This window comes from Pseudomonas bohemica (assembly GCF_002934685.1).
GTDB classification, from domain to species: Bacteria; Pseudomonadota; Gammaproteobacteria; order Pseudomonadales; family Pseudomonadaceae; genus Aquipseudomonas; species Aquipseudomonas bohemica.
Window position 1 is genome coordinate 35389 of the sequence record NZ_NKHL01000107.1, and the last position, 15035, is coordinate 50423.

Sequence of the window (15035 nt, forward strand, 5' to 3'; positions counted from 1 at the left end):
AAAAACAGGTACACCACTATGACGATCGAACGCCCCTGGTACCGCTGGTATGTATTGCTTGTACTGACCGTGATCTATGCCTTCAGTTACATTGACCGGCAAATCGTGTCGATACTTGCCCCTTACATCAAGGCCGACCTTGGTATATCCGACGCGCAACTGGGCCTGCTTTATGGCACGTCCTTTGCGCTTTTTTACTGCGTTTTCGGTATTCCTTTGGCGCGCCTGGCCGATGGCTGGAGTCGCGTGCGGACCTTGGCCCTAGGTCTCTCCTTCTGGTCGCTGATGACCACTCTTTCCGGCGCCGCGCGGCATTTCACCGACTTGGGGCTGGCCAGAGTCGGCGTGGGCATCGGCGAGGCGAGCTCTTCACCGGCGGCGATCTCGTTACTGGGTGATTATTTCGAACCGGCCCGACGCGGGACCGTGCTGGCACTGTATTCAGTGGGTGTGTATCTGGGAGCCGGGACCTCGCTGATGATTGGCGGTTCGATCGTTACTGCCTGGCAAAGCGCGTATGGCCAGAGCGGCCTGGCGGCGCCGTTCGGGCTTTCCGGTTGGCAAGCCTCGTTCATTGGGGTCGGGCTGCCAGGGCTGTTGTTTGCCCTGGTAGTGATATTGACTATCCGTGAACCGGTTCGCGGTCGCCTCGACGCCGCCCCCGCCAGACCGACACCACATCCTTTCCGCGATGCCATTCGCGACTTGGCGGCGATGTTCCCGCCATGGAGCTGGATGCGCCTGAGGGCGAACCAGGCCGCACCAATCGAATACGTGCGCAATAGCGTCAACCTAGGGTTGGCCATCGTGATGGTAATCGGCGCGACCTGGGCTACCAACGCCGTATTATCGACGGCTCGCAAGGCTGAACTGGGCTCGGTAGCCGGCTTTTCCATTACCAGCAACCTGGTGCAATGGCTGGCCATGGGCATTGCCTTTTACGCCTGCGCCAACTGGTTTCAATCGGCCCGGTTGGGCGACCCGGTCATCCACCGTTTGATCACCGGGTCGAAAACCTTTCGCATGCTCATGGTGGCGGGTGCCTTTCTGGCGTTCACCATGAACGCGGTCAACGGTTTTGTATTCGTCTATGCGACACGCAGCCTGGGCTTCACTTCCGAGGCAGGCCTGCACCTGGGCGTCATCGCCGTCATTGCCGGCGGACTGGGCATCGCCCTAAGCGGCTGGCTGTGCGACAAGGCCCGGCGCCGGCATCCGTCCGGCCGCCTGTACTTCGTGTGTTTTACGGTATGCAGCTTTACCGCGGCCAGCGTCGTGCAGTACGTGACCGACAGTGTCGCGGTGTTTTACGTGGCCTATTCGATCGCCACATTCTTCGTGCCCATGTGGTTCGGCCCGTTGCAGGCCACGACCCAGGACATGGTGGTGCCACGACTGCGGGGTACGGCGTTCGCCGCTTTCTCCCTGGGCCCGAATATATTTGGTCTTGGCATGGGGCCCTACTGCGTGGGGCTGATCAGCGATGCCACCGGTGACCTGCGCTTCGCGATTCTGTGTTCCCTCGCTGTCCTACCGATTACCCTTACTGCGCTACTTTATGCAGCACGCACATTGAAGCAGGCGGAAGCGCAGGCACATGAAGAAATTGCGAAGGAACCTCAGGCGATGAAAACCGCCCCCGGCACCACGTTCCCTAAGGAACTAGAAGCTCCCGGTTCTCAAGGATAATCATGGAAAGGCCCGCGAAAATAGCTTGGCCAGATTTTTATCGGCAGGTTATCTAAGCGACTTACCGCCACCGTCGGGTAACGCTGATGGATAATGACTCATCCTGCCAATTGAAATTTGGATGTGAGCCCTGTCAGCCTAAGCGCAACTGCGGACAGAGGGTAGCGCTGGCCAGCTGAGCATTTGACCTACGCCGGGCTTATTAGAAAATCCGATGCCAGAGTTCTGTCATCGGATTTAGCCGTCTATTCAACAGAGCCTGCTCGTCCTCGATAATCTTTCAAACTCTGACCTGAGCACCGTCACCCAAAACATCCCCGTCGAATGGATGGCATCTGTACTGGATCTCTACTACCCGGGCCACCATCAGACGACGTTGCTTCGCCATCCAGTTTTCGAGCCAAATCCTATCGTGGCCCACAAGCCGGCTTTTTAATTGCTCGAAATAACCCAGTTACGTTTTTTAGATCTCCTGGTAGCTCAGCATTGCAAGACAGCACACTAGCGCTTTTCAAATACTTCAATTCTTTCCTGCCGCAGCGAAACCCAAAACGCGAGTTGAGCCAGCGTCACCGCACCCAGCAGGACGGTAGCAGCTGATAACGCGGGATCGGAGCCTATGGAAACGAAAGAGGTGCTGATCGCCCCAGCGGTCATCTGCAAAAACCCATATAACCCTGCCGCAGAACCGGTCAAATGTGGATTGACGCTCAGCGATTTGGTCAGCGCGGAAGGACTGGTAAGTCCCAGCCCGCAGGTGAATAAAAACATCAATACCAGCACTGCTGCCAGGTTCAAATGGCCGCTGACGGTGATGGCTACCAGCAGTAACGCGCTGATCACGCTCAGCGTATTGCCCCCCAACATCAGACGATTGATGGGCACGCTGCGAATCAGTCGACCGGTCAGCGCATTACCTAACGACATTCCGGCGATCATCAGCCCCAGATACAGACCAACTTCATGCAGCGGCCGATGAAGTTCGGTAACGAAGATGAACGGAGCAGCGGCGATGAAAGCGTAAATCGACGTGGTTGCCATACCCCCGCCCAAAGCAAAACCGACGAATCGGACAGAGCTGAACAGGCATTTGTAGTCGGTGAGCATGATTCGACCACTGAAGCGTCCGCTGGGCTTACCCGTTTCAGGCAGCAACCACCAGGTGGATATCAACGCGATTGAGCCGAGCCCGGCGAGCACCCAGAAGATCGCCCGCCATCCCAGCGTGGCGGCGATGCCGCTCCCCAGAATGGGTGCAAGCCCTGGGCCGATCATCATCATAAGGTTTAGCAGTGCGAGCCGACTGACCACGGTTTTCGAGTCGGAGGTGTCACGAACGATGGCACGGCCCAGCGCCAATCCTGCACATCCTCCCAAAGCCTGCACCAGCCGCGCTGCTACCAGCATGTGCAGGTTAGTGGTCAACGCCGCCGTGATGCCTCCCAGCAGATAGAGCGTCAATCCCAGCATCAACGCGGGCCTACGCCCCAGGGAGTCGGACAAAGGCCCGTAGATCAACTGCCCCACCGCCAGACCAATGATGTACATGCTGATGGTCATCTGCGTCTGCGCGACTGTCGCGTGCAGTTCTGCTGCTGAGTAAGGCAACGCTGGCACGAACATATGCATGGCCAGCGTGCCGCTCATCGTCACCAACACCAATAGCCACAACGGAGGAGAGGCCTTGCGCTCGACGGCGATATTCATTGAATCATCCAGCATCGTTGGACGAGCCTCCTACTGCTTGCTTTCATTAGGTTCGTAATGCCGGGCCCTATCATCAAAAGATGCTGATGGGGTATTCGACGATCACCCGTACTTCATCATGATCCGGCCAGCGTGTTCCGCTGCTCGCGCGGTGAGTGGATTGCCTGACGCGAAAGCTCAGGTTTTTTGCCTTGCCCGACTGCACAACGTAGCCCACATCAATGTTGCGCTCCCATTCTTTATTGTTCTTGGCGTCAGGGTCGTAGGTACCGATACGCCGGTAATATGGATTGTTGCTGTGGGAGTTATCCATCCCGTCACCGCGAATATAGCGCGTCATGAACGTCAAGCCGGGCACGCCAAAGGGCGCCATGTCCAGATCGTAGCGCAGCTGCCAGGATTGTTCATTAGGTTCGCTGAATGGCACCACGGCTCCCGCGTTGCTCAGGTAAACCGCCCCACTCTGCGTGCCTTCATAGGCGGCCCAGTCGAACGGTTCATCGCCATCGATCTTCTGATACCCCACCGATATTTTGTGCGGACCAAAGCTGTAGCCGGTCATGAACGACCACGAGGTGTTATCGATTTCGCCGCCCCGGGCCTTCCCATAGTCGTGGGTGTCGAAGATGTTGAAGGCGAAGGACAACGAGGTGGTGGCCGTCAATGGCATCAGATAAGTCGCGTTACCGTAATACTGGCGCCAGATGTCTTTGAGTTGGGACCCGTACAGCACGAAACTCAGCTGGTCATTGACCTTGTAATTGCCCCCCAGGTAGTCGATGGCACGCGCCGAAGGCAACACCGTATAGTCCGTGGTGATTTCACCGTCATTGTGGCTGGAATCAGTACTGCTGGCGGCGGTAAAGTGCCCGGCCTGAATGGTCAACTTGTCGACCTCGTTGCTGATCAGGCTGAACCCGGTGGCGGTGCTTGGCAGCAGCCGGAACTGGTTCGACGAGAACACCGGCACGTTAGGAATCTGCTCACCATACTTGAGTACCGTCTTGGAGAACTGCATCTTGATCGCGCCGCCCAACTTGGAAAACTCTCGTTCCGGATGGCCGTCGGCGCCCCATGGTACGAGACTGGTACCGGTAGTACCGCCGCCGCCGTCGAGTTTTACGCCCACCATGGCAAACGCATCGAGACCGAATCCGACGGTGCCCTGCGTAAATCCCGAGCGGTAGTAAGTCATCAAACCCTGCGCCCATTCCGAGCGATAACCGTTGCGGTCCGAGACAGGCTTGCGCGAGTTGGCACCCAGATTGTTCGTCGCCCCATTGCGCATATCGCGATAGAAGTAAAAATTACGGTTGAGCAAATCGAGATGGCTGTCTTCGATAAAGCCTGCCGAGTCACTTTGACTCGCGGCCATGCCCAGGCCACTGGCGCAAACGCCCAGAAGCAACCCACAAACTTGCAAACCCATCACGCGACAAGCGCGCGCGGTTTGGCGAACGTCGATCTTTTGCATGTGCTTATTCACTCTTATTGTTGTTAGAAAAAGCCTTGCACGCGATAAAACGGTTTTGCCTTACGCAGTGACGTTCGCAACTGAAGATGAACGCGGCAGGCACCGCGCGCCGGTCATCCCCAGGACACAGCGCCAGAGCAACGCAATCAGATGCCGTGAGTCGACAGCGCTTTGCTCTGCCTGTACGCACATGTTGATCATTAGCCCGACGAACAATCGGGCAGTGGTAGCAACATCCTCAATAACCATTAGGCCCTTGCGCTGGCCCGCCTGCAGCGGTGCAACCAATTCGCTGCAGTATTCATCCATGAGCATTTCCACGCGCAGACGAGCTGCCGAGTCCAACGAGCGCAAATCCCAATGCAGGATCCGTTGTTCGTCGCGACGTGCCGACTGAAAGTCCACGTACACGTCGATGAACATCTGCAATTGCTTGACCGGCGACCTCATGCCGCGCTTGCGCAATCGCCAGTGCTGCAATAAATCCTCCAGGTATTCCGCCACCACCTCGACCAGCAACTGCTGCTTGCTGCGATAGTGGGTGTAGATCGACCCCGGCTGCAGCCCGCAAGCACTGGCCAGGGCTCTGAGCGACATGCCCTCGAATCCATCGCTGGCGATCATGCGCACCGCATGGGTCCTGATCGTCTCGGTCCGGGACATCAATGGCTCCTTGTTGCGCTGACGATCACGGCCAGGCTCACGGATGTAATCTCAGTAGGCGCGGGGTGCGCGGGCATCGGCCTGGATCACGCTCAGGGACATTTCACCGATGGACTCAATGGCGATCCTGACCCGATCACCGGGCGCAAACGGACCTACTCCTTCAGGTGTGCCGGTGGCGATCACGTCGCCAGGGTTGAGGGTCAATACCGAGGAGATCAATTCGATCAATTCGGGAATGTCGACAATCATGTCCTTGGTGTTGGCGTCCTGTTTAAGCTCGTCGTTGACCCACAGACGGTTACTCAGATTCTGCGGATCAGGAACTTCGTCCGCCGTCACCAGATACGGCCCCAGGGGCGTGAACGTGGCGAACGACTTGCGCATGGAGCGCTCCTCTTCGGCCACGCCAGGCTCGATGCGCATGGTGGCGTCGATCAGGCAGCTGTAACCGAACACGTACTGCATCGCCTCAGCCCTTGGGACGTTGCGCGCGCGCTTGCCAATGATCACGGCCAGTTCCGACTCATGATCGAAGCGACGATCGGAACCATGGGGCAGGATGATGTTGCTCCCCGCCCCTACCAGCGAACCTGGCGCTTTAAGAAAGAACCCCTGCTCGCGAGCCGTACGCCCCTTGCTGACCGAACGCACGCCCAGTTCACCGACATGCTTGCGGTAGTTGGCCGGCGCGGCGAAAACGTGCGACGGATAAGGACTTGGCGGCATCAATTGAACGTCGGCCAACGCCTGTGGCCGGGTGTCGCGTTGCAAGGCCTGAACCTGCTCACGGACCTCCTGCCAATGACGGATCAACCAGTTCATGCGCTGTTCAGGCATGTCGTCCAGCGCAGCAGGCACCACCGCCGTAATGTCGAACACTTGGTCATCCGCGATGACACCCAATCGATACTCACCGAACACTGCCAGCTTCATTATTGTGTCGCTCCCATGATTTGACGGCCTTCGCCCTGCTCCAGCCCTTCTTCTCGGTAATACCCCAGTGCTTTCATGGCCGGCGTATCGTCGACCTCGAACAGCACCGCTTCCTGGGCGGTTTGATTGTTGTGTTGGTGCCAGGACCACGGCGCGATAGCCAGGAAGTCACCCGGTGCCCAGTCATACTGCTGTCCATCAACGATGGTCGTGCCATGTCCGCGCAGCACGCAGTACAGCTTGCTGCCGGTGTGCCGCCGAGGCTGTCCTTGGAATCCGGGACGCAGCTTGAGCAGGCTCATACCCATGGTTTTCATCGCCGAACCACCGTTCACCGGATCCTGGTATTCAAGGACCACGTCCTCGTAAGGATCGGTCTCCAACCCTTCGGCCAGCGTAAGCGCCGCTTGCGCCTGCTGCCGCGGGTACACCAGCAACGGGTTGATGGTCGTAGACCGGGCCGCGCGCGGACTGCGCATGATGCCGCTGCCAAACGCACGCCAGGAGTGCTCAGGGACCGCGCCGACGGGCTGCATCTGTTGGTCATAGGGTTCGAAAAAGGTGGCGTGCAGCGAACGTGAAAGGCTGATGTCCAGCACATCGAGCCAGATCATCGGCTCATCGCCATGATGCACATGGTCGTGCCAGGCCATACTCGGCGTCAGAACCAGATCCCCCTCGTGCATCGAATACATCTCGCCATCCACGGTGGTGGTGCAGCCGCTGCCCTTGAGAATGAAACGAAAAGCGTTGGCCGTGTGGCGATGCGCCTCGGCGACTTCGCCCGGCAGGATGTATTGGATCGATGCCCAGAACGTGTGGGTGGTGCCGAACGGTAATCCGGGGTTGGCCAGGCGCAGCGTCCGGCGCTGTCCGCCTGAGCCAATGGCAATCGCCTGCCCCACGCGCTCCAGCAACGGTTCCAGATCCGTCCAGCGCCAATGCACGGTTCGCATCTCGGAGCGAGGTTCGCGAGTGAACAGCGGCGGGTCGTCAGGCTGGTGAATACGGCAGTCAAAACGCGCCAGGTCCTCTTTCAACGCTTTGCGTGCCTGACCATCGACCATGGAGGATTCAGTAGTGGATCCGGTTGCGGGTGCGCTCATTATTGTTATCCTTTTATTCACTTGTAAAAGGTTGAACCATTATAAAAAGGCCGACAGATCATGCAAGGCCCTTTCAGAAATATTCGAATTTTTTAGCTGCGTAGCCGATACCAGCAGACGCCCTGATCATCGGAATTCACGCTGAGTTCGCCGCGGTGCAGCAAAAGGTTCAGGTGCGAGGTCGCTTCGCCGGTGGCCATGCGGTACTGCGCCGGATTGCTTTGATCAATCGGTCGGTGGAACAGCACTTCGAACAGGTCGATCACCCGCGCGGGAGTTCGCAGGGCCTTGCGCAGGTCGGCAAGCCCCTGCCCCACGGATTCACGCAACGCTTCGATACGCGGATGAAGGCCATGGAAGCATTCGTTGTGCGAGGGCAGCACCATCACCTCATCTGGCACCTGCAAGGCAATACGCCCCAGTGAGCTGTACCAGTCATCCAACGGATTGGCGTCCGGCTCGTAGGGATAGGTCGATACGTTCGAGGAGATCCGTGGCAGCACCTGGTCGCCCGAGATGTACAACTTGAGGTCGGCGCAATAAAGCGAAGCGTGTTCGGGCGAATGGCCGCCCGTCAGCAGAATCTTCCACTGATGCCCACCTATCGCGATGTGTTCACCGTCGCGAAGGCGGCGGTAGCTGCTTGGCAAGGGGTGAAACTTGCGTACATATTTGGCCGCGCCCGCGGCGAAGGCGTCGATGGCCTGGTCATTCCAGCCCGCTCGTACGTAGAACTGCCGCCAGGCGTGTGGCAACGGTTGATTGGCGTCGGCTAGGGTCAACCGCGCCTGCAGATATTCCTGCCGCGCCATCCACAACGAACAGCCGAAACGCTCGCTGAACCAGCCCGCCATGCCGACATGATCGACATGCATGTGGGTGACAATTACGCGCTTTATAGGGCGTGCGTCGGGCCAGTTATCCAGAAGGCTCTGCCAGCTTTCGATGCTGGCACCGGAGTACACGCCGGTGTCCACCAACGTCCAGCCATCATCGTCCTCCAGCGCCCACAAATTGATGTGATCGAGCACGAACGGCAGTGGCATACGAATCCAGTAAACGCCCGGCGCGACTTGCCGCATCTGCCCTGGCACCGGTAACTGAGCAAACGGATAGCTCAGGCCCTGAGCGATGGAGCGCTCACGGTCACGCTGCCATTTTTCAAGCGCGGCGCTCACTGTGAACGCTCCCGAAGCCACTGCGCCAATACGGTTTTCTGCACCTTGAGGGATGCACTGCGTGGAAATTGGTCAAACACGGCAACGCGCTCTGGCCAGGAATAGCGGGCAACTCCTCGGGTTTGCAGCCAATCACAGAGTTCTTCAAGGGATATTTCAAGCTTGTCGTGAGTGATCACGCATGCACAGGCTCGTTCACCCAGGCGTTGATCGGGATAGCCGACCAGCGCCACGTGTTCGATGCGCGGATGACCGACCAGGATGGCCTCAGTGTCACCGGGGTAGATGTTCACCCCTCCTCGGCGGATGACGTCCTTTTCGCGGGCGACATAGGCAATCTCGCCATCAGCGGTCAAACGTCCCAAGTCGCCTGTTCGCAGCCAGCCTTCTCGATCCAGACATTTGCTCGTCAACGAAGGATTGCCGTAGTAGCCGAGGAAGCAGCACGGACCTCGGACCAGGATTTCACCGACATCACCCACGGCCATATCCGCACCCTGCGCATCAACAATACGCACTTCGTTGCCCGGTAAAGGAACGCCGTCGGACTCAAGCTGACTACGCAAGCTGTCCTGTGGGCGGGAACTGGCAAGGCCCAGGCATTCCGACATTCCATAGGCCGCGAATGGCAGCGGACAGAGTCGTTCACGGACCGCCAGCCGCTGAGCCCGCGATAAACCACTCATCGCGCAATGCCGAAACGAGGATACGTCGACGTCACCCAGCAATGGCGAATGCAACAGATCATGCACGTGGGTCGGCATGAGCAGCCCGTACGTGATGCGATGGCGAGCGATCAGCGCCAGTGCGTCGTCACCGTTCCAGCTGCGCATCAGAACCGTGGTCACACCCAACACAGCGCAGGCCAGCAGGCCGAAGACGGCACTGCCGACAAATCCGAACTGTGCCGCTACCAGGCACACATCCTCTGTGCCCACATGTTGCGCCTTGGCGCGCTGTTCGATAGCGAAGCGCAGCGTGTTGGCCGAGTGCATCACACCCTTGGGCGTGCCGGTGGTCCCGGAGGAATACACCAATAGCGCGAGCGCCTCGGCATCCACCGGCGAGTGGGACCACTGTGCGTCGCCTGCCACAAGCTGCGACCATGTGCAGGCAGGGCTGGACGTCGCGTAATCGTCGGGTACGACCAGCGTGGTCGCGGTCCCCGCTAACTGAACACCCTCCATGGCCCGAGTGATTTCCTTGGGTTCACCGAGGGCAATCAGCATTCGCGCATTGGCGTTGCCGCAGATCGCCGCGATTTGTGCCGCCGAGAACATGGGCGGAATGGGTGCCATGACTGCACCGAGGCAGGCGCAGGCGAGCATGCTCAAGGCGGCGTCGATGGAATTGCGCGCTTGAATCAGAACCAGGTCGCCCGCCCTCACCCCGTGCCCCTGCATCCCGGCGGCAACTCGACTGGATAATCCGACCATCTGCTCAAAGGTCAGTGACCGGCTTTCCTCGATTAGCGCAACCTTTTGGGGGTGCCGCGCGGCGGACTCGCACACGCTGGACCAAAGATCCCCGGTACGCCAGAAACCCTGCCGGTAATAACTGTCATGACGCACGCTTTGCTCATCTGAATTGACTTCCAGCAGCCTCTCATCGACCTGTTTCATGGGCTTGTGCCTCAGCCTGCCGAGGTTTCAGCGACGGTCTGCCGGGTGATTCCGAACTCGGCGAAGACTTCTTCAGTGTGCTGTCCCAACACTGGCGGTGGGGTTCGGGTGCTTGGCGGGGTTTCGGACAGCTTGATCGGGTTGGTGATCAACTTGAATTTGCCGGAAAGCGGATGATCGACTTCAACCACCAGCTCACGTTGTACCCGCTCGCTCTCGAACACTTCAGGGAAGGTCAGTACCGGCGAATACATCACGCCCGCCGCCAACAATTTTTTGTCCCAATAGGCCATGGGGCGTTTTGCGAACGCATCAGCAATGCCCTGATCGACGATCTCACGGTGCGCCAATCGCCCGTCCTTGGTGGCCAAACGCTGATCAGCCGCAAGTTCCGGCGCTTCCAGTGCTTCGGCCAGCGCCCGCCAGAACTTATCGGTATGGGCGATGATCATGATGAAGCGGTCGTCGGCGGTCTTGTAGGTGTTGTAAGGCACGATCTGCCAATGCGCGTTGCCGATGCGCCCCGGCGTTTCTCCGGTCGTGAAGTAGTAAGCGTCGCGCGGGATCATGCTGAAGATGGTGGCGTCGAGCATCGAAAGGTCGACCAACTGACCGCGGCCGGTCTTGTTGCGCGACTCAAGTGCTGCCATGACACCGATGGTCGACAGCAGCGGTGTGATCAGGTCGCTGTAGGGCATGCCGGTTTTCAGCGGCCCGGTGTGCTCGTCACCGGTCAATTGCATGATGCCGCTCATGGCCTGAACCACTGGGTCCATCCCAGGGCGTTTGGCATCGGGGCCGTCGCGACCGAAGGCCGAGGTGGAGCAGTAGATCATGCGCGGGTTGAGCGGTTTGAGGGTCTCGTAATCGATACCCAGTTTCTTCGCCACACCTGGACGGAAATTCTCCACCACGATATCGACTTGAGCCGCCAGCTGGTGCGCCATGGACTGGCCTTCAACGGTGGTCAGATCGATCACCACGCTGCGCTTGTTGCGATTGAGGGTCAGGAAATACACCGCATCCTCACCGAGGAAGGTCTCCCCGGTCTTGCGCATGGTGTCGCCTTCCGGTGGCTCGACCTTGATTACGTCTGCACCGAAGTCAGCCAGCAGCATGGTCCCGAATGGACCATTCATCATTTGTGTGAAATCCAGGACTCGCAGCCCTTCCAATGCACCTGCCATAACGTTGTATCTCCTTGGACGTTCGATACTATTTTTATAAATGGATCATTGGATGAACCATTGAATTCAGATTCAAACAACACCCGCCATTTGTCAAGCGACAATCAGCCGCGGACTGGCTTATTTCTAAAGAATGGGAAACAGATCGGTCGCGATGCCGGCCGCATCAGCTACCGGCACAGGCTCATGACCGGGTGCGCTCTGCGGCAGGCCGCGGTCAGCAAGCATCAGGTCCGAGATACGCTCTGCGACCATCATGGTCGGAAAGTTGATATTGCCGCTGGGCAGTGTCGGGAAGATCGAAGCATCGACCACTCGCAGTCCGTCCACCCCGCGTACGCGCCCCGCCGCGTCGGTCACCGCCATCGGGTCATCGGCCCGGCCCATTCGACAGGTACAGCCAGGATGCCAGACGCCCACGCAGGCCTTGGCGATAAAGCTACGCAGCAGTTGCTCATCGGCCAGCACAGCGGACAACGTCGGCCCGCCTGCCACGACTTTGGTCATCAGGTATTTTCGCAGCATCGCGGGCCCATCCAGCAACCACGCAAGCACGCTGGTGATGATTTTGTTGCGGGTACTGAGCATGCCGACCTGGCGCACTTTTTCGCTGTAGCTGGCCGGGAACGGCTCGCAGGTAGCTGTGCGCATCGCCTCGCTGTCCTGGATCGACGCCATGCGCCGAAAGCCATCTGCCAAGCGATCCATGTCGCGCTCATCGGCCAGCAGGTTCAACTCGACCTTAGGCGAGGCCTGCCAGTCGTTCGACTCAAGGGTGACCTGACCTGCGGCAGAATACGGTTTGTTGACGTACATCAGCATGGTCCCGACCCGCTCACCCACCGCGTGCCACGACGTCTTGCTGACGCCTGCGACAAACATGTCGCCAGCAGGCGCATCGTGCATGCCTGATGAATAACGCCACCCCAGCATGATGTGTCGCCGAGTGTGCTGATTGATGCGCGCAGGTTTTCGAATGAACGATGCCAGCGCAATCGCCGGATGCTCCATCAGATGCTGACCGACACCTGGCACGTCTGCCACCAAAGGCACGCCATGGGCCTGGAGATGAGCAGCCGGCCCTACGCCCGAGCGCATCAACAAGGCCGGTGAATGAATGGCCCCGGCACTGACAATGACCTCCCGTCCCAACAGCTGCATCGATTGGTCGTTATCCTGGACTTCAACTCCACGGCAGCGCTTGCCATCGAATAACAGCCGGCTCACCTGCGTATTGGCGCGAATGGTCAGATTGGGACGCAGGCGGGTTTGCTCGTCCAGATACGCCATGGCCGCCGAGACCCGGCGTTCGTTTTCGTTGGAAATAGCGATCGGGAAATAACCGTCCTCAAACACGCCGTTCTGGTCCGGCAGGTATTTGTAGCCGGCCTGCTCCAGCGCTTGAGCCAAGGCCAGCGGATGACCCGGCCAGGCTTTTGGAAGAATCCGCCGCACGGGGATCCGCCCTTCTTTGCCATGCAGTGGCCCATCGAAGTCCAGATCGCGTTCGACCTTCTTGAAATACGGCAATACCTGTTCCCAGCTCCAACCCTCAGCCCCAAGCGCCTGCCATTCGTCATAGTCGCTCGGACCGCCGCGGTTGAAGAACTGGCCGTTGATCGACGACCCGCCGCCCATGATCCGCGCCTGCTCATACTTGCGCAGCGCTACCGGCGGTCCACCACGAAAGATCTGGGTGGTGACGCGCAACTTGTCCCAGAGAAAGCCGGGATTGAGGTATGCCGTGCCGGGATAGCTGTCCAGAATCGCAGCGGGCACCTGACCTTCGGGCGTGTCCATACCTGCCTCGCAGAGCAGTACACTGATCTGCGGGTCGGTGCTGAGGCGGTGGGCCAGGACCGAACCTGCCGAACCGCCGCCGATAATGATGTAGTCATACACAGTCGCGACTCCTGCTTCAGTCGTCATCGTCAATCCTGCCCCAGGTTGATGGCGACGCTTTTGAGTTCCGAATAGAGCTCAAGGGCTTCACGACCGCGCTCGCGCCCCCAACCCGATTGCTTGAAACCTCCGAAGGGCAACGCAGGGTCGTTGACCATGTGCGCATTGACCGACACTGAACCTGCACGAATACGCTTGGCCAGTTTGTGGGCCTTGCCGATGTCCTGGGTCCAGACGCCGGCAAACAGGCCGTACTCGGTGTCATTGGCCAGCGCTGCAACGCTGGCCAGGTCATCGTCGTCAAACGGCATCGCGCACAGCACCGGGCCAAAAATCTCCTCACGTACGACGCTCATCCTCGCGTCGGTATCGGCCAGCACGGTGGGCGCTACAAAATATCCGCCGTCGATTGCGGGACGCTGGCTGGACACCAGGGTCGCGCCGCTTTCACGACCCGCGTCGATGTAATTCTGCACGCGGTCCATCTGCACCTTCGAAATCAGCGGCCCCAGGTCGTTACCCGCTTCCATTCCGTGCCCAAGCTGCAAACGGTCGCCGTAGGCGGCGATGTTTGCGACCACTTGTTCGTAGATCTTCTTGTGGACGTACAGACGGGAACCGGCCGAACACACCTGGCCGCTGTTGAAGAAGATCGCGTTGGCCGCCCCAGGTATAGCAACGCTCAAGTCGGCGTCCGGGAAGATGAACACCGGCGATTTGCCGCCCAGCTCCAGGGTGACTTTTTTCAGGTTGCCCAGGGCTGACTGAACGATGCGCTTACCGGTCGCTGTCGAGCCGGTAAAGGCGACCTTGTCAACGCCGGGATGGGCCGCAAGTGCCGCACCTGCATCGGCGCCAAAACCGGTGATGATGTTCACCACGCCGGGTGGAAAGCCAGCCTCCATGATCAGCTCGCCCAGACGCAGGGCGTTTAGCGGGGTCTGCTCGGCAGGCTTGAGCACCACCGTGCAACCCGCCGCCAGGGCGGGGGCCAGTTTCCAGATTGCCATCGACAAGGGGAAATTCCACGGAATGATCTGTCCCACTACGCCGACCGCTTCGCGCACGGTGTAGGCGTGCCAGTTGCCCGGCATCGACAGCGGCACCGCCTCCCCGGTGAGCTTGGTCACCCACCCCGCCATGTAGCGCACCATCTCGGCGGTGCCAGTGATACCGCGCCGGGCGAACGCCAGAGGTTTGCCGTTATCCATGACTTCCAGTTCGGCCAATTCGTCGCCGTTTTCCTCGATCAGATCGGCCAGACGCAGCAACAACCGAGTCCGATCAGCGGGCGTGCAGCGTGACCACTCACCGCTCTCGAACGCACGACGCGCTGCGTTGACCGCCAGATCGATATCCACGGCCTGACCTTCGGCGACACGGGCGATCAGCAGCCCGGTACCAGGGTCCTCGACGTCGAAGTGTTTGCCTGCGCTTGGGGCGACCCATTGCCCGTCGATCAACAAGCGGTGTTCACGCTGGATGAACCGGGCAGCTGTCTGGCCCAGTCTCGGATGCAGGTTGGACATGAATGCATTCCTTATTCTTGTAAAAAAGGCACTAGAAGGCTT

General features: G+C 59.2%; 11 protein-coding genes. 1 reads left to right on the forward strand and 10 read right to left on the reverse strand.

The features are described 5' to 3' along the window. Positions 1-18 precede the first annotated feature (18 nt). Positions 19-1689, forward strand: coding sequence for a spinster family MFS transporter (locus CE491_RS13505; RefSeq protein WP_110948853.1), 1671 nt, complete (start codon positions 19-21; stop codon positions 1687-1689). Between the two features lie 501 nt (positions 1690-2190). Here the strand turns inward: CE491_RS13505 and CE491_RS13510 are convergent. The 10 genes from CE491_RS13510 to CE491_RS13555 all read right to left on the reverse strand — a co-directional run bounded on the left by CE491_RS13510 (position 2191) and on the right by CE491_RS13555 (position 14993). Then, on the reverse strand, positions 2191-3396 hold the full coding sequence (locus tag CE491_RS13510) for a multidrug effflux MFS transporter (protein WP_110948924.1): 1206 nt from the start codon (positions 3394-3396) through the stop codon (positions 2191-2193). A gap of 73 nt (positions 3397-3469) precedes the next feature. Further along, positions 3470-4825 carry an OprD family porin gene (locus CE491_RS13515; protein WP_110948925.1) on the reverse strand — a complete coding sequence of 452 codons (1356 nt, stop codon included), beginning with the start codon at positions 4823-4825 and terminating at the stop codon, positions 3470-3472. Positions 4826-4930: 105 nt separating this feature from the next. Continuing rightward, positions 4931-5533: a TetR/AcrR family transcriptional regulator gene (locus tag CE491_RS13520; protein ID WP_110948854.1), complete on the reverse strand. Its 603-nt coding sequence runs from the start codon at positions 5531-5533 to the stop codon at positions 4931-4933. Positions 5534-5584: 51 nt separating this feature from the next. Next, positions 5585-6469 (reverse strand): fumarylacetoacetate hydrolase family protein, encoded by an 885-nt coding sequence (locus CE491_RS13525; protein WP_110948855.1) that lies wholly within the window; start codon positions 6467-6469, stop codon positions 5585-5587. Then, complete coding sequence (locus tag CE491_RS13530; protein WP_199885099.1) at positions 6469-7575, reverse strand: cupin domain-containing protein; 1107 nt, start codon at positions 7573-7575, stop codon at positions 6469-6471. Before CE491_RS13530 ends, CE491_RS13525 begins: the two co-directional genes overlap by 1 nt. A gap of 92 nt (positions 7576-7667) precedes the next feature. After that, entirely contained in the window at positions 7668-8753 is a 1086-nt protein-coding gene (locus CE491_RS13535; RefSeq protein ID WP_234407592.1) for an MBL fold metallo-hydrolase, read from the reverse strand. Next, positions 8750-10375 carry a class I adenylate-forming enzyme family protein gene (locus tag CE491_RS13540; RefSeq protein WP_110948857.1) on the reverse strand — a complete coding sequence of 542 codons (1626 nt, stop codon included), beginning with the start codon at positions 10373-10375 and terminating at the stop codon, positions 8750-8752. The genes CE491_RS13535 and CE491_RS13540 overlap by 4 nt, the downstream gene beginning before the upstream one ends. Positions 10376-10386: 11 nt before the next feature. Next, a complete protein-coding gene (locus tag CE491_RS13545; RefSeq protein WP_110948858.1) occupies positions 10387-11562 on the reverse strand; it encodes a CaiB/BaiF CoA transferase family protein in 1176 nt (391 codons plus the stop codon). A 126-nt stretch (positions 11563-11688) separates the two neighbouring features. Then, positions 11689-13491, reverse strand: coding sequence for a GMC family oxidoreductase (locus CE491_RS13550; protein WP_199885100.1), 1803 nt, complete (start codon positions 13489-13491; stop codon positions 11689-11691). Between the two features lie 2 nt (positions 13492-13493). Then, positions 13494-14993 carry an aldehyde dehydrogenase family protein gene (locus CE491_RS13555; protein WP_110948859.1) on the reverse strand — a complete coding sequence of 500 codons (1500 nt, stop codon included), beginning with the start codon at positions 14991-14993 and terminating at the stop codon, positions 13494-13496. Between the last annotated feature and the right edge of the window lie 42 nt (positions 14994-15035).